Source organism: Pantoea sp. CCBC3-3-1 (assembly GCF_007981265.1).
Taxonomy (GTDB): Bacteria; Pseudomonadota; Gammaproteobacteria; order Enterobacterales; family Enterobacteriaceae; genus Erwinia.
This window is the reverse complement of sequence record NZ_CP034363.1, coordinates 2,820,188-2,835,881: the sequence shown is the minus strand read 5'-3', so window position 1 is coordinate 2,835,881 and position 15,694 is coordinate 2,820,188. Positions and strand designations below refer to the sequence as shown.

12 protein-coding genes are annotated in these 15,694 nt (G+C 54.3%); 11 read left to right on the top strand and 1 reads right to left on the bottom strand.

The features are described 5' to 3' along the window. Positions 1–71 precede the first annotated feature (71 nt). The 8 genes from EHV07_RS13275 to EHV07_RS13240 all read left to right on the top strand — a co-directional run bounded on the left by EHV07_RS13275 (position 72) and on the right by EHV07_RS13240 (position 7,320). Positions 72–1,040 (top strand): HNH endonuclease signature motif containing protein, encoded by a 969-nt coding sequence (locus tag EHV07_RS13275; RefSeq protein WP_147198514.1) that lies wholly within the window; start codon positions 72–74, stop codon positions 1,038–1,040. Between the two features lie 154 nt (positions 1,041–1,194). Beyond that, positions 1,195–1,917 (top strand): RNA polymerase sigma factor FliA, encoded by a 723-nt coding sequence (locus EHV07_RS13270; RefSeq protein WP_147198513.1) that lies wholly within the window; start codon positions 1,195–1,197, stop codon positions 1,915–1,917. Positions 1,918–1,960: 43 nt separating this feature from the next. Next, positions 1,961–2,464: a flagella biosynthesis regulatory protein FliZ gene (gene fliZ / locus EHV07_RS13265; protein WP_147198512.1), complete on the top strand. Its 504-nt coding sequence runs from the start codon at positions 1,961–1,963 to the stop codon at positions 2,462–2,464. Positions 2,465–2,552: 88 nt separating this feature from the next. Beyond that, complete coding sequence (locus EHV07_RS13260; RefSeq protein ID WP_147198511.1) at positions 2,553–3,539, top strand: D-cysteine desulfhydrase; 987 nt, start codon at positions 2,553–2,555, stop codon at positions 3,537–3,539. A gap of 66 nt (positions 3,540–3,605) precedes the next feature. Next, positions 3,606–4,409, top strand: a complete 804-nt coding sequence (tcyJ, locus tag EHV07_RS13255; protein WP_147198510.1) for a cystine ABC transporter substrate-binding protein — start codon at positions 3,606–3,608, stop codon at positions 4,407–4,409. Further along, positions 4,409–5,077: a cystine ABC transporter permease gene (gene tcyL, locus EHV07_RS13250; protein WP_147198509.1), complete on the top strand. Its 669-nt coding sequence runs from the start codon at positions 4,409–4,411 to the stop codon at positions 5,075–5,077. Before tcyJ ends, tcyL begins: the two co-directional genes overlap by 1 nt. Then, a complete protein-coding gene (gene tcyN / locus EHV07_RS13245) occupies positions 5,074–5,826 on the top strand; it encodes an L-cystine ABC transporter ATP-binding protein TcyN (RefSeq protein ID WP_147198508.1) in 753 nt (250 codons plus the stop codon). The genes tcyL and tcyN overlap by 4 nt, the downstream gene beginning before the upstream one ends. A 426-nt stretch (positions 5,827–6,252) precedes the next feature. Next, complete coding sequence (locus EHV07_RS13240) at positions 6,253–7,320, top strand: acyltransferase family protein (RefSeq protein ID WP_147198507.1); 1,068 nt, start codon at positions 6,253–6,255, stop codon at positions 7,318–7,320. A gap of 151 nt (positions 7,321–7,471) precedes the next feature. Here EHV07_RS13240 and putA read toward each other — a convergent pair whose 3' ends face one another. After that, positions 7,472–11,422 (bottom strand): trifunctional transcriptional regulator/proline dehydrogenase/L-glutamate gamma-semialdehyde dehydrogenase, encoded by a 3,951-nt coding sequence (putA, locus tag EHV07_RS13235; protein WP_147198506.1) that lies wholly within the window; start codon positions 11,420–11,422, stop codon positions 7,472–7,474. A 425-nt stretch (positions 11,423–11,847) separates the two neighbouring features. Between putA and putP the strand changes: the two genes are divergently transcribed. The 3 genes from putP to efeO all read left to right on the top strand — a co-directional run bounded on the left by putP (position 11,848) and on the right by efeO (position 15,688). After that, positions 11,848–13,332, top strand: coding sequence for a sodium/proline symporter PutP (putP, locus tag EHV07_RS13230; protein WP_147198505.1), 1,485 nt, complete (start codon positions 11,848–11,850; stop codon positions 13,330–13,332). Between the two features lie 352 nt (positions 13,333–13,684). Next, the gene (gene efeU, locus EHV07_RS13225) at positions 13,685–14,518 is read left to right on the top strand and encodes an iron uptake transporter permease EfeU (protein ID WP_147198504.1); all 834 of its coding nucleotides are present in this window, start codon (positions 13,685–13,687) and stop codon (positions 14,516–14,518) included. Between the two features lie 51 nt (positions 14,519–14,569). Then, on the top strand, positions 14,570–15,688 hold the full coding sequence (efeO, locus tag EHV07_RS13220; protein WP_147198503.1) for an iron uptake system protein EfeO: 1,119 nt from the start codon (positions 14,570–14,572) through the stop codon (positions 15,686–15,688). The last annotated feature ends 6 nt before the right edge of the window (positions 15,689–15,694 follow it).

Below are 15,694 nucleotides of genomic sequence, written 5' to 3'. Positions count from 1 at the left end.
TAGTTTTGACCTGCCAGGCCGATAATCATTTTCTATAACAAATTGTTTCGATCCTGACTGCGGAGTGTTACATGCGCTTCAATTATGACCTGCTACCGGGAGAAGTGCTGTCGTTTGATGAAATCAGCGAGCGCTACAGCCAGAAGTATCCCGATGATAAATCCCTGACGACCCGAGGGTTACTCAGCCCGTCGACCTCCAGCAAAAACTGGACCATACGCGCCGTGTTTGCCAGTAAAGACAGTGAAATCCCGCTGGAAGATTTACTGTTCATTACCAATGATAATGAACGTAAGAATTACCTGCAGCGCTTTGAGCACTATTTACAGCGCCAGGAGAGCTTTCTCTATTTTCGCCGCCCGGCCCAGCCGGCGTTGTGGAATACCTGGAAAGTCATGGGGGAAAGTAAAGTTGTCGCGATGCTGGATCCCGCGTCGATCATGGCGCAAAGCCTGCTGCAACAGCGCGGCTACACGCTAACGCTGCTGCGTACCGAAGATGAAGACGAATACTGGCAGCTGTATGACAACCAGTCAAAACCCTGTTTTGAGTATTCCCGCCAGCTGCAATTTATTGTGGTTTTGACCTCGCCGCTGTTGCCGCCACCGGCAGGCGTTATCCCCGGTACTCAGGTCGGGCGTCGGGTCAAGGCGCGCTTATGGCAGCGGGCCAGCCAGCATGAGTTTGGGAAAGCCGTGCGCGAACGCTATGGCGCCTGCGTGATCACCGGTACCTTGCTAACCGACGAACACGCCTGGCCCTGGGTAGAAGCCTGCCACATTGATATGCGTGAAAATGAACAGGGTTTCTTACTGGATAACAGTGTTGATAACGGTTTATTTCTGCGCAGTGATTTACAACGCTTATTTATCAGTCGTCGTTTAAGCATCGATCCGCAAACGGGGCAGGTGCGTTTTCGTCATGTACTGAAAGAAGATGCATTACTGGGGCCGTTCTATCAGGCGCTGGAAGGGAAGGTTTGTGCGCTCTGGGCGCAGGTTCCGGAAAAAACCCGCCAGCGTCTGACCCTCAAGCCGTAAACAGCCGTCCTCTTACCCGTGTTCGCGGCTGAGAGGACGCTTTTCTTCAACAAAGATTAAATAACCCGCCTTTATTACCGCTATTCCGCCAATCAATATTCACTACAGAAACAGATAATCGTGCCGATAACTTAACTAACGCAGGATAGTCAGAGTGAACGATCTATATACCGCTGATGGCGTGATGGATAAAAATTCGCTGTGGCAGCGCTATGTGCCGCTGGTGCGTCACGAAGCGCTGCGCTTACAGGTCAGGTTGCCTGCCAGCGTCGAATTGGATGATCTCCTGCAAGCAGGGGGCATCGGGCTGTTAAATGCCGTAGAGCGTTACGACGCGCTACAGGGCACAGCCTTTACGACGTATGCAGTGCAGCGAATTCGCGGCGCGATGCTTGATGAGTTGCGCAGCCGCGACTGGGCTCCACGTAGCGTGCGACGTAATGCGCGCCAGGTGGCTGGTGCAATGCATCGGGTAGAGCAAACGCTGGGCAGAACCGCCAGCGAGCAGGAAGTTGCAGCACAGCTTGATGTGTCATTAGAAGAGTACCGGCAGATCCTGCTGGATACCAATAATAGTCAGCTGTTTTCTTACGATGAATATCGTGAGGAGCATGGTGACAGCGCAGAGCTGGTGACGGAAGGCCACGAAGAGGCTAACCCGCTACACCAGCTGCTGGAAGGGAATCTTCGCGAACGCGTCATGGAAGCGATCGAGGCATTGCCCGACCGCGAAAAAATGGTGCTGACGCTTTATTACCAGGAAGAACTGAATCTGAAAGAGATTGGCGCAGTGCTGGAAGTCGGGGAATCCCGGGTTAGCCAGCTGCACAGTCAGGCGATTAAACGCCTGCGCGCCCGGTTAACGGGAGCGCGCTGACGGAGTCAGTTTAGCACTCTCAACACCAACCGGGGACTCTCTGATGGGATCCAAAATTAAAATGAGGCCATTGAGCCGCTATTTGAAAGATTTTAAACACAGCCAGAGTAATTGTTCACATTGCGGGAAAGTACTGGACCGAATGGCGCTGGTCTTTCGCGGACAAATAATTAATAAAGAAGCTATTGCCCGGATGGACCAGCCGATCGACGATCAGGTTTGGTTAAAGCTTCAGCAAGAGCTGACTGCTTTATGCCGTTTTTGCAGCGATATTTTTTGCAATACCCATCCGACCTATTTTGACATCATGGCGTTTAAACAATATTTGTTTGAGCAAACTGAGATGAGCCACAGCACGATCCGCGAATATGTTGTTCGCCTGCGTCGACTTGACGATATGCTGTCGGCCCGTAATTTCCCGGCGGAAAAATTAAGCGGGAACAGCTGGCACGAATGTCTGGAGAATGATTTACCTGATGCGGGCAACAATAATTATCGCATCGCATTGCGCAAATACGATCAGTTTTTGGGCTGGCAGCGTAATTAAGCCGGTAATGATAATTGCAATTAACGTTACCTTTTGGCGATCTTCTGTAAAAATGTAAGGATGACTCACTGCTGCTGTGGAGGCTGCGTTGTCCTTACATCTTTTACACTCTTTTCCCCGGCTGGAACTGCTTGGTGCGCCTACGCCCCTTGAGCATCTGCCACGCTTGTCCGACTATCTGGGTCGCGACATCTTTATCAAACGTGACGATGTCACGCCTGTAGCGCTGGGCGGCAATAAGCTGCGTAAACTGGAATTCCTGGCGGCGGATGCGCTGCGTCAGGGTGCTGACGTGCTGTTGACCGCCGGCGCTATTCAGTCTAATCACGTTCGACAGACCGCTGCCGTGGCCGCAAAGCTCGGCCTGAAATGCGTTGCGCTGCTCGAAAATCCTGTTGGCACGTCTGCCGAAAATTACCTTTCCAATGGCAACCGCCTGCTGCTTGAACTGATGGCGACCGACGTGGTGATGGTTGATGCGCTCACCGATCCGGCCGCACAAATGCACGAGCAGGCCACCCGCCTCGAAGCACAGGGCTTCCGTCCTTATATTGTTCCCGTTGGCGGATCTAATGCTTTAGGCGCGCTGGGCTATGTTGAGTGTGCGCAAGAGATTGCTCATCAGAGCGAAGGCGTGGTTGATTTCGCTGCCGTCGTGGTGGCTTCTGGCAGTGCGGGAACCCATGCCGGGCTTGCCGTCGGACTGGAGCAGCTGCTGCCGGAAACCGAACTGGTCGGCGTCACCGTCTCGCGTAAAGCAGCAGAGCAACGCCCGAAGGTGGTGACCATCCAGCAGGAACTGGCGGCCTCACTTGAGCTAACGGCTTCAGCCGATATCACCCTTTGGGACGACTATTTTGCGCCAGGCTATGGCGTGCCGAATGAAGAAGGGCTGGAGGCGATTAAGCTGCTGGCCAGGCTTGAGGGGATTTTCCTCGACCCGGTCTATACTGGCAAAGCAATGGCTGGATTAATTGATGGCATTACGCAACAGCGTTTTAAACGCGAAGGGCCGATAGCCTTTATTCATACCGGCGGTTCGCCCGCGTTGTTCGCTTATCATCCTCTGGTCTGAGTATAATCAACCGATTACACACATACAGTCGTCTATTCCCGTAGTGGATAAACTTTTGGAGCCTTTATGAAATTTTCTCTGGTTCGTCGCCAGTTGGTGATGGGTATGGCGTCACTGGCGCTGGTTGCTGGTGTGACAACGAATGCCTTTGCGGCAGAAGAAAATCTGCTGACCAAAGTCAAAGAGCGCGGATCGCTGCTGGTGGGGCTGGAAGGCACCTATCCGCCATTCAGCTTTCAGGACGAAAACGGCAAGCTGACCGGTTTTGAGGTCGAGTTTGCGCAGGCGCTGGCGGCTCATCTGGGCGTTAAGGCCAGCCTGAAACCCACCAAATGGGACGGTATGCTGGCCTCGCTGGATTCTAAACGTATCGACGTGGCGATCAACCAGGTGACTATCTCTCCCGAACGTCAGAAAAAATATGACTTCTCCACGCCTTATACTATTTCCGGGATCCAGGCGCTGACCAAAAAAGCCAATGCGGCGAGCATCACCAAACCGGCCGATCTGAGCGGTAAGAAAGTCGGTGTCGGCCTGGGCTCTAACTACGAGCAGTGGCTGCGTGAAAACGTCAAAGGTGTGGATATCCGTACTTATGATGATGACCCAACAAAATATCAGGATCTGCGCGTAGGACGGATCGACGCGATTCTGGTCGATCGTCTGGCGGCGCTGGACCTGGTGAAGAAAACTAACGATACGCTGGCGGTTGCCGGCCCGGCGTTCTCGCGTCAGGAATCGGGTGTTGCGCTGCGTAAAGGCAACGCTCAGCTTCAGCAGGCCATCAACAAAGCGATTGGCGAGATGCAGCAGGATGGATCCCTATCTAAAATTTCCGAAAAATGGTTTGGCGCGGACGTAACTAAATAATGCAGGAAAGTTTACAACTGGTGCTGGATTCAGCACCTTTTCTTTTAAAAGGCGCGGTCTTCACTCTACAGCTGAGTATTGGCGGCATGTTCTTTGGCCTGCTGCTGGGCTTTCTGCTGGCGATGATGCGCCTGTCGCACTTCTGGCCGGTTGCCTGGCTGTCACGGATTTACGTCTCGATCTTTCGTGGTACGCCGCTGATTGCCCAGCTGTTTATGATCTATTACGGTCTGCCGCAGTTTGGCATTGAGCTGGATCCGATCCCGTCAGCGATGATTGGCCTGTCGTTGAATACCGCCGCTTACGCGTCTGAATCGCTGCGGGGCGCCATTGCGGCGATTGAACGTGGTCAGTGGGAGGCGGCAGCCAGCATAGGCATGACGCGCTGGCAGACGCTGCGTCGGGTCATTCTGCCGCAGGCCGCGCGCACCGCATTGCCACCGCTGGGCAACAGCTTTATCAGCCTGGTGAAGGACACCTCGCTGGCGGCGACCATTCAGGTACCCGAACTGTTCCGCCAGGCACAGCTGATTACTTCACGCACGCTGGAAGTTTTCACCATGTATCTGGCTGCGTCGCTGGTTTACTGGATTATGGCTACGCTACTGTCGATCCTGCAAAGCAAGCTGGAAAATCACGTTAACCGCCAGGATCGGGAGGCAAAATGAGCGCGATAGAAGTTAGCCAGCTGGTAAAGAAGTTCAACGGACAGACGGTGCTGCATGGTATCGATCTGGAGGTGAGTTCCGGTGAAGTGGTGGCCATCATTGGCCCAAGCGGATCGGGGAAAACCACCTTGCTGCGCAGTATCAACCTGCTGGAAACGCCGGACAGCGGCACTATTAAGGTCGGCAATATCCTGATTGATGCCGCAGCGGGCATGAACCGACAAAAAGAGCAGGTTCGTCAGCTGCGTCAGCAGGTGGGCTTTGTCTTCCAGAGCTTTAATCTGTTTCCGCACCGCTCGGTGCTGGAAAATATTATTGAAGGCCCGACCATCGTCAAAGGTGAGTCAAAAGCGGAAGCGACGGCGCGTGCTCGCCAGCTGCTGGAAAAGGTAGGGCTGCAAGGTAAAGAAGAGAGCTATCCACGTCGTCTTTCCGGCGGACAGCAGCAGCGTGTTGCCATTGCGCGGGCGCTGGCGATGCGGCCAGAGGTGATCCTGTTTGATGAGCCGACTTCGGCGCTGGACCCGGAGCTGGTGGGGGAAGTTCTCAACACTATTCGGGCGCTGGCGGAAGAGAATCGTACCATGGTGATTGTCACGCATGAGATGAGTTTTGCTCGCGACGTTGCCGATCGGGCGATTTTTATGGATCAGGGCAGGATTGTCGAGCAGGGTAGCGCCAAAGCGTTGTTTGCTAATCCGCAGCATCCGCGTACCCGTCAGTTTCTGGAGAAATTCCTTAACGCTTGATTTAACGCGTTATTTCTCGGGAAAAGGTTAATCCGCCACCGGGCGAATACGGGCTGTACTGGCAGTGGACGAAAATCGCGACTTCGTTTCATTGCCAGCTTTTAACGATCTCTCTCTCAAAAATCCTTAGCGGATTAATTTAAAAGTTTAGCTTAAGTCAGGGCATTCTTTTTCCTTAAGGATTATCTTAATTACGCTCTCTGCCCTCTGAGATAAATCTCAACGCATTCTGTGGCGGACGGTGCTATACCTACTCTTTTTTCATTTTCCGCTGTGCTTTTCAGATTTTCCTGTGCTGAAGTTATAAGGCCAATATTAATTATTCGTTAACAGGGTTTATCTTTTCAGGTTAAGGTTGTTCTATTCCTGCAGGAAGAACGCCCACCTTTTCATTATCAATATGTGAATATCATTCGGAGTAATATAATGAATACTACTCAAAACAAAGATATTGCCTGGGTAAACAGCCTGAAAGGTATATGCATATTACTGGTTGTTTTATATCATGTTGTTCTGCCCGGCTATGCTGAAATGATTGGCCATCTGGTTGCCGGGTTCCTGCCGGCTAAATTATGGCTGGCCTTTAATAACACGCTTTCTCCTTTACGAATGCCTGCGTTTTTCTTTGTTTCAGGTTTGCTCGCCACTAACGGTATTATTAACCGTCCCTGGAAGCAGGTCTTTACCAGCAGGGTGACTAATCTTTTCTACCTCTATTTTCTCTGGGGTATCATTCAGTGGTTGATGATCCGGGGCGTTTCTAATGAAGTGATGGGGGAGCAGCTCTCCAATAATACCAATGCGGCATGGGCCGAGACGCCCTTAAAATCCATTGAGCTGATGCTGCTGGCAATGAGTTCTTCCTGGTATTTATATGCGCTGGGGCTGTTCTTTGTTTTTGCCAAACTGTTTCGTGGGCAAAAATTGGCGATGATGACAATTGCCGTGGTGCTTAACTACGCTGCGATAACAAAAGTCATTCCAGGCTGGGGGCCAGAAAGCGTTGCACAGTATCTGATCTTCTTCCTGCTGGGCACCTTCTACAGCAGTACAATGCTGCGGTGGAGTGAATGGCATCGCAGCAACCTGATGCCCTGGGCTCTGTTGCTGGTGCTGTCGTTTATCCATATCAAGCTGGGGATGACCCGCAGCCTGTTTCTCTGCACGCTGGCTATTCTGTTGTCGGTCGCGGCCTGTCGGATTTTAAACCGTTATTTCACGCTGGGCTGGTTAAACTGGCTTGGCAGAAACACGCTGCAAATTTATGTTCTGCACCGCATCTTTATCGAATTCTTTGGCATGTCGGCCATTCTGTTTGCTGAACATCATCAGCTGTTTGCCAACAAAGCGTTTTCGCTGCTGTGGGCTGTCGGCTTCCCGATAGCGATGGTGGTGCTGTGCGCCAGCTGTTCGGTAGGGGTATGGTCGCTGCTTAACCGAGGCGTGGGACGAAATCTGTTTATCTACCCAAGCCTGCTGCGGGTTAAAGCCTGATTACTGCCGGGCCAAAGAGAGAAAAAAGCGCGTTATTAAGGTTGTTGTTTAGTCTGGTGTAGGTGAAGGGGACACGGGGCGTCCATAAAGACGCAAAAGGCGGCATCCATGCCAGCTCGACACGGGCCGTCCATGGCCCGTGACGCTTTATTTACCCAATGGTCATCAGGCTGGCGTTACCGCCTGCGGCTGCGGTGTTAACGCTGAGTGAACGCTCAATCAGTAAACGTTCCAGCAGCAGATTGGTTTCTCCACGGCCAAAACCCTGCACGGAAACAATGGCGCCTTCACGTTCGGCTATCGCTTCACAGACAAAACGCAGCTGATCGGCATCGCCATGGTAAATCACCGCATCAAACTCATTTTGCTGTTCCAGCGGTCTGGCCGCAAAATCAATACGGGTCTGTACCTCGGCAGGCAGCTGGCGCGCCAGGCTGTGATGAAGTTCATCATCCTGCCACAGCGCACGGCTGCCCACAGCGGTGACGGCCGCCAGCTGGATCAGTGCATCTTCTTCATTGTCTGCCAGACAAAGAACGCGCTCACGCGGCAGCAGGGCAAAGGTATTACGCTCACCTGTTGGTCCTGGCAGCAGACGTACGGTGCCGCCTTGTCCCAGCTCGGCATAGCGAGTGCAAAGCTCCGCCAGTGCCGGTTTCGCTTTTGCCCATTCAGTTAACGCCTGATGTGCAGTCAGTAGCCCAGGACGCAGCGCGGAATCAACCGGCAGCCTGCCATCCTGGCGATCCAGGGTAACGCGCAGCGCGCCATCCGGGCGGCTGGAGAGCAAACGGTAGAGATAAAGCGGGCCGCCTGCTTTCGGGCCCGTACCGGAAAGGCCTTCACCGCCAAACGGCTGGACGCCAACTACCGCGCCGACCATATTACGGTTAACGTACAGGTTGCCGACTTTCGCGCTGTTAGTGACCTGGGTAATGGTCTCATCAATACGGGTATGTACGCCCAGCGTCAGACCATAACCGGATGCGTTAATCTGATTGATAATCTGCGGCAGCGTGTTGCGGGTATAGCGCACCACATGCAGCACCGGACCAAAGATTTCTTTGTCCAGGTCCGCCACGCTATTCAGCTCAATCAGCGTTGGCGGCACAAAGGTTCCGCTTTGCCATTCACTGATATCCTGCGGATGACTGAATGCCGCCTGGTACACTTTCATGCCTTTGCTGCGCATCGACAGGATATGGCGTTCGATATTCTCTTTCGCTTCGGCGTCGATAACCGGGCCGATGTCGGTAGAAAGCCGTTCCGGGTTGCCCATGCGGCATTCCGCCATGGCACCGCGCAGCATTTGCAGCGTGTGGTCAGCCACGTCTTCCTGCACACACAGCAGGCGCAGTGCGGAGCAGCGCTGTCCGGCGCTGTCGAAAGCGGAAGCGACGATATCGATAACCACCTGCTCGGTCAGGGCGGAAGAGTCGACGATCATCGCATTCATCCCGCCCGTTTCGGCAATCAGCGGCGTTGGCCGGCCTTGCGGATCGAGGCGACCTGCCAGATTGCGTTGCAGCAGCGTAGCGACGGCCGTTGAGCCGGTAAACATCACGCCACGAACACGATCGTCACCGGTCAGTTGCGCACCCACGGTTTCACCCAGGCCAGGCAGCAGCTGGAGCGCGCCCGCCGGCACGCCGGCCTCATGCAGCAGCGCAACGGCTTCGGCGGCAATCAGCGGCGTTTGTTCCGCAGGTTTCGCCAGCACGCTATTGCCTGCCGCCAGCGCCGCAGCAATTTGTCCGGTAAAGATCGCCAGCGGGAAGTTCCACGGGCTGATACAGACCACCGGTCCCAGCGGACGGTGCGTTTCATTATCGAAGTCATCGCGTACCTGTCCGGCATAGTAATGCAGGAAGTCGACGGCCTCGCGCACTTCGGCAATGGCGTTATTAAAGGTTTTACCCGCTTCGCGCACCAGGATGCCGAGCAGACGCTGCATTTGACCTTCCATCAGCATCGCCGCGCGAGAGAGAATTTCTGCGCGAGCGGCCGGCGGCGTGGCGAACCAGATTGGACCGGCGCTAACCGCCGCGTCCAGCGCTTTTGACACGTCTGTTTCGCTGGCGTGACGAACGTAGCCGACGATATCGCCCGGTTCTGCCGGGTTAACAATCGGCAATTGCTCGCCCTGTTCGGCTTCACCGTCAATCATCGGCGCAGCCATGCCAGGCTCAATGGCGCTGTTCAGCAGGGCGCTGGAAAGCGACGCCAGGCGATGTTCATTAGCCATATCCAGCCCGGCGGAGTTCTGACGGTTCTCGCCATACAGATCGCGCGGCAGCGGGATTTTTGGATGCGGCAGGCCAACGGCACCTTCGGTACGGGCCAGTTTTTCTACTTCTTCTACCGGATCGGCAATCAGGTCCTCAATCTGCAAGGTGTTATCGGCAATACGGTTAACAAAGGAAGTATTGGCGCCGTTTTCCAGCAGGCGGCGAACGAGGTAAGCCAGCAGCGTTTCGTGAGTGCCCACCGGTGCATAAATACGGCATGGACGGTTAAGCTTGCCGTCGCCGACTTTTCCCACCACCTGTTCGTAGAGCGGCTCACCCATGCCGTGCAGGCACTGGAATTCATACTGGCCAGGGTAGTAGTTGTTGCCGGCCATCTGATAAATCACCGCCAGCGTATGGGCATTGTGCGTGGCGAACTGCGGATAGATCAGGTTCGGCACCGCCAGTAATTTACGGGCGCAGGCCAGATAGGAAATATCGGTATAAACCTTGCGGGTGTAAACCGGATAACCTTCCAGACCTTCCATCTGCGCACGTTTGATCTCGCTATCCCAATAGGCACCTTTCACCAGGCGGATCATCAGGCGGCGACGGCTGCGCTGGGCGATATCAATCAACGCATCGATCACCATCGGGCAGCGTTTCTGGTAGGCCTGAATCACAAAGCCGATGCCGTTCCAGCCTTCCAGCTCTGGTTCAAAACAAAGTTTTTCCAGCAGATCGAGCGACAGCTCCAGGCGATCGGCTTCCTCCGCATCGATATTAATACCGATATCGTAAGAGCGGGCCAGCAGCGTCAGCGATTTAAGAATAGGGTAGAGTTCGCTCATCACGCGCTCATACTGGGCACGGCTGTAGCGGGGATGCAGCGCAGAAAGCTTGATGGAGATCCCCGGGCCTTCGTAAATACCACGGCCGTTAGAAGCTTTACCGATGGCATGAATCGCCTGCTGGTAAGAGACCAGGTAAGCTTCGGCATCTTTTGCCGTCAGTGCCGCTTCACCCAGCATATCGTAAGAGTAGCGGAAGCCTTTGTCCTCCAGCTTGCGGGCATTGGCCAGCGCTTCGGAGATGGTTTCACCGGTGACAAACTGCTCGCCCATCAGACGCATTGCCATATCCACGCCTTTGCGGATGAGCGGCTCGCCGCTTTTACCAATAATGCGGTTAAGCGAGCGCGACAGGTTAGCTTCATTGTGCGTAGCCACCAGACGACCGGTAAACAGCAGACCCCAGGTTGCGGCATTGACAAACAGTGAAGGGCTGCGGCCAAGGTGGGAATGCCAGTTACCGTTACTGATCTTGTCGCGGATGAGCGCATCGCGGGTTGGTTTATCAGGGATACGCAGCAGCGCTTCCGCCAGGCACATCAGCGCCACACCTTCCTGCGAGGACAAAGAGAACTCCTGGAGCAGGCTTTGCACCATTCCGGCGCGACCTGATGCCCCTTTTTGGTGCCTCAGGGCCGTGGCAAGCTTGTGAGCGAGCTGCTGCGTTTGCTGAGCCAAAGGTGCTGGCAGGCGGGCCTGATCGAGCAGCATGGGCACCGCTTCCGTTTCCGGGCGACGCCATGCTGAGGTAATGGCGGCGCGGGTAACGGACTGCGGCAGAATGTGTTCAGCAAATTCCAGAAACGGCTGATGCTGTTCCTCCACAGGGAGCTCTTCCCCTTCCTGCGTACTCGCCTGCAAAGGAATTTCCGGCAGGGCATCGCCTCTTTCCAGCTGTTCCAGATAGTTGAAAATAGCCTGTTTAATCAGCCAGTGAGAGGTGCGATCGATTTGGCCCGCGGCGCGTTTAATGCGCTCGCGAGTGGCTTCGTCCAGCTTAACACCCATGGTGGTTGTACCCATGCCTGAAACTCCTTGCAGATGAATGACGTGTTTGGCAAGCAATATCACTTAAGTTGCAACTTTGTGCAACCATGTTAAATGTGACGCAGTTTGCAGAGTGAAAAGCCGCCTCTGATAAAAGCGGCATGTTTATTGCTGCAAGAATCCGGCCAGGTTGTAAATCGCGATAAAACCTGGCGTTAGTAGGGCTTTCAGCAGGTGTTACCGGGTAAGTGTGATCCAGTGCAACCTGTCAGATCGCCAGACGAGAAGAAAAGTGAATTATATGTAGCAATTGTGTTAAACCGTCAGTGAAAGTTGTACGTATCGGCGGTTTACGGCAGGATACCCCGCCCGGATTTGCAATAAGTGACCGCGCGCCGTTCCAGCGTGGTCAGGGTGCAACCCGGCGGCTGCACATTAACAATAATAAGTGGAGAACCTGAATGACAGTAAGTACACCAATGATGGTGACCTTTTGCGTCTATATCCTCGGCATGGTGCTGATCGGTTTTATGGCATACCGCTCGACCAAGAATTTTGACGACTATATCCTGGGAGGACGAAGTCTGGGTGCCCTGGTCACTGCGCTGTCAGCAGGGGCTTCTGATATGAGCGGCTGGCTGTTGATGGGCCTGCCTGGTGCCATTTTTCTTTCCGGTATTTCAGAAAGCTGGATCGCCATTGGCCTGACGCTGGGCGCTTACCTGAACTGGAAAATCGTCGCCGGACGCCTGCGCGTGCAAACCGAGCATCATGATAATGCGCTAACGCTGCCGGATTTTTTCTCCAGCCGTTTTGAAGACAACAGTAAAATCCTGCGGGTGATTTCCGCACTGGTCATTCTGGTTTTCTTCACCATTTATTGCGCTTCAGGGATTGTGGCCGGTGCGCGTCTGTTTGAAAGCACCTTCGGGATGAGTTACGAGACGGCACTGTGGGCAGGTGCAGCAGCCACCATCATCTATACCTTTGTCGGGGGATTCCTGGCGGTCAGCTGGACCGATACCGTGCAGGCCAGCCTGATGATTTTTGCGCTGATCCTGACGCCGGTGATTGTCATTTTTGCCGTGGGCGGCCTGAGCGATTCCCTTCAGGTTATTCAGGCCAAAAGCGTCGAAAATCTCGATATGCTGAAAAATATGAACTTTGTCGCGGTGATTTCACTGCTGGGCTGGGGTCTGGGCTATTTCGGCCAGCCGCATATTCTGGCGCGCTTTATGGCGGCGGATTCCCACCGGTCTATCCGCAGCGCACGCCGTATTGGTATGGCCTGGATGGTCTTGTGCCTGGCGGGAGCGGTTGCCGTGGGCTTCTTTGGCATCGCTTATTTCCAGAACCATCCTGAGCAGGCAGCAGGCGTAACCGAAAACGGCGAGCGAATCTTCATTGAGCTGGCGCGCATTCTGTTCAACCCATGGATTGCCGGTATTCTGCTTTCCGCGATCCTGGCGGCGGTTATGTCTACGCTGAGCTGCCAGCTGCTGGTGTGCTCCAGCGCGCTGACCGAAGATTTGTATAAAAACTTCCTGCGCAAAAATGCCACCCAGCGTGAGCTGGTATGGGTAGGGCGTCTGATGGTCTTACTGGTTGCGGTTATTGCTATCGCGCTGGCTTCTAACCCGGAAAACCGCGTGCTGGGTCTGGTGAGCTATGCCTGGGCAGGATTCGGTGCCGCTTTTGGGCCGGTCGTGATTTTCTCGCTGATGTGGAAACGCATGACCCGCAACGGCGCGCTGGCCGGTATCGTTATCGGTGCGGCAACCGTGCTGATCTGGAAGCATTACGCCTGGCTGGATCTGTACGAAATCATTCCTGGTTTCGTCTTTGCCAGCCTCGGCATTGTAGTGTTCAGCCTGCTGGGTAGTAAACCTTCCGCCGCGGCGATACAGCGTTTTGAAACTGCGGAAGCGGAATTCAATACGCATTAATCTGCTTGCTTTGCGATCGTAAACACGGCGCAGGGACGCGGGCCTTCCGTAAAGATGCAAAAAGCGGCATCTTTGCCAGCTCGACACGGGCCGTCCATGGCCTACTCCAGTGCCGTGTCCCTCGCGCTTTAAAATGGGTGTCTTTTTGCAGGCTCGCTCCGGCGGGCCTTTTTAATGGGTGAATCAGAGCGATTGCCCGTGCAGCTGTCACGCGAGGGCGCCCGGCGCGAGGCAAATCGCGAAAATACCTTTCCGGGCCACTTGTATTTTTTGTGGCGATAATGATAATCGGTATCGTTTGTATTTACACTTCTTTACCGGTGCTCAACGCCCGTCACGCTTGAAGGTATCTATGTTTGTCCCTTTTCTGATTATGTTACGTGAAGGGCTGGAAGCCGCGCTGATCGTCAGCCTGATTGCCAGCTATCTCCAGCGCACTCAGCGCAGCGAGTGGTTTGGTGCAATGTGGCTTGGCGTCTTTGTCGCCGCCACGCTCTGCCTGGGTCTCGGCTATTTTATTAACGCAACAACCGGCGAATTTCCGCAAAAAGAGCAGGAGCTGTTTGAAGGCATCGTTGCGACCATTGCCGTCTGTATTCTTACCTGGATGGTGTTCTGGATGCGCAAAGTATCGCGCAATATTAAAGTCCAGCTCGAAGGCGCGGTCGACAACGCATTGCAGAAAGGCAAAGGCAGCGGCTGGGCACTGATCGTGATGGTTTTTCTTGCCGTTGCGCGTGAAGGGCTGGAATCGGTGTTTTTCCTGCTGGCGGCATTTCAGCAGGATGTGGGCATTGCACCTCCCGTAGGCGCCATACTGGGTCTGGCAACGGCCATTGTGCTCGGCATGCTGATTTACTGGGGCGGCGTGCGGCTCAACATGGCGGTATTTTTCAAATGGACCGGCCTGTTTATCCTCTTCGTGGCGGCCGGGCTGGCGGCGGGCGCTATTCGGGCTTTCCATGAGGCCGGTTTGTGGAATGCGTTCCAGTCTGTCGCCTTCGATTTCAGCAACACGCTTTCGACCAGCACCCTGACAGGCACCTTACTTGAAGGCTTTTTCGGCTATCAGGAAGCCCCCAGCGTCAGTGAAGTGGCGGCCTGGCTGATTTACTTAATACCGGCGCTGCTGCTGTTCTTTATGCCTGCGCGCCCGCCCGCTTCCACATTACGCACCACGCGTTAAGCTTTTGTCCGTGCCTGATTGCAGGCACGTCAACTTTTACAGGGATTGACTATGATTCATCGTTTCCGTCATACCGCACTGCAAGCGGCGCTTCTCGCGTTATTATCCGGCTCTGCCGTCGCGGCCGATGTGCCGCAGGTTAAAATCAGCGTCAACGATAAGCAGTGCGATCCAATGACCGTCACCGTTAATGCGGGAAAGACGCAGTTCATTATTCAGAACCACAGCCAGAAAGGTCTGGAATGGGAAATTCTGAAGGGGGTAATGGTCGTGGAAGAGCGTGAGAATATCGCGCCTGGTTTTACGCAAAAACTGACTGCTAATCTGGAAGCGGGCGAATATGAGATGACCTGCGGCTTGCTGAGCAACGCGAAAGGCAAGCTGATTGTGAAAGGCAACAGCGCACCGGTTAACGGCAAGCCGGATATTTTGCAACTGACCGTGCCGATTACCGACTACAAAACCTGGGTTACCCAGCAGGTAACGGAGCTGGTGGCGGGCACCAAAGCCTTTACCGATGCGATAAAAGCGGGCGACACTGCCAAAGCAAAAGCGCTGTACGCACCTACGCGCCGCCATTATGAGCGCATTGAACCTATCGCTGAACTCTTCTCCGATCTTGATGGCAGCATTGATGCGCGTGAAGACGACTACGAGAAAAAAGCCGCCGATCCGAAATTCACCGGTTTCCACCGTCTGGAAAAGGCGTTGTTTGGCGATAACAGCACGCAGGGCATGCAGCCTTACGCCGACAAGCTCTATGCCGATACGCTGGATCTGCAAAAACGGATTAACGAGCTGGCTTTCCCACCGGGCAAAGTGGTAGGCGGCGCGGCCGATCTGATTGAAGAAGTCGCCTCCAGCAAGATCTCCGGTGAAGAAGATCGCTACAGCCGCACCGACCTGTGGGATTTCCAGGCGAACGTTGACGGCGCACAAAAAATTGTCGACCTGCTGCGTCCCATGCTGCAAAAAGCCGATGCCACCTTGCTAAGCAGAGTGGATGCGAACTTTAAAAAAGTTGACGTGATTTTAAGCAAATACCGCACCCATGAAGGCTACGAGTCTTACGACAAACTGACCGATGCCGACCGCAACGCGATGAAAGGGCCGATTACCACGCTGGCCGAAGATCTCGCTAAGCTGCGCGGTACGCTGGGACTGGACTGATTTTTT

Bases quoted from the DNA above. Each gene is read 5' to 3' on its own strand.
- EHV07_RS13240 (WP_147198507.1), top strand. From the start codon at position 6,253: ATGAATACTACTCAAAACAAAGATATTGCCTGGGTAAACAGCCTGAAA.
- tcyJ (WP_147198510.1), top strand. From the start codon at position 3,606: ATGAAATTTTCTCTGGTTCGTCGCCAGTTGGTGATGGGTATGGCGTCA.
- efeU (WP_147198504.1), top strand. From the start codon at position 13,685: ATGTTTGTCCCTTTTCTGATTATGTTACGTGAAGGGCTGGAAGCCGCG.
- tcyN (WP_147198508.1), top strand. From the start codon at position 5,074: ATGAGCGCGATAGAAGTTAGCCAGCTGGTAAAGAAGTTCAACGGACAG.
- EHV07_RS13275 (WP_147198514.1), top strand. From the start codon at position 72: ATGCGCTTCAATTATGACCTGCTACCGGGAGAAGTGCTGTCGTTTGAT.
- fliZ (WP_147198512.1), top strand. From the start codon at position 1,961: ATGGGATCCAAAATTAAAATGAGGCCATTGAGCCGCTATTTGAAAGAT.
- putP (WP_147198505.1), top strand. From the start codon at position 11,848: ATGACAGTAAGTACACCAATGATGGTGACCTTTTGCGTCTATATCCTC.
- tcyL (WP_147198509.1), top strand. From the start codon at position 4,409: ATGCAGGAAAGTTTACAACTGGTGCTGGATTCAGCACCTTTTCTTTTA.
- putA (WP_147198506.1), bottom strand. From the start codon at position 11,422: ATGGGTACAACCACCATGGGTGTTAAGCTGGACGAAGCCACTCGCGAG.
- efeO (WP_147198503.1), top strand. From the start codon at position 14,570: ATGATTCATCGTTTCCGTCATACCGCACTGCAAGCGGCGCTTCTCGCG.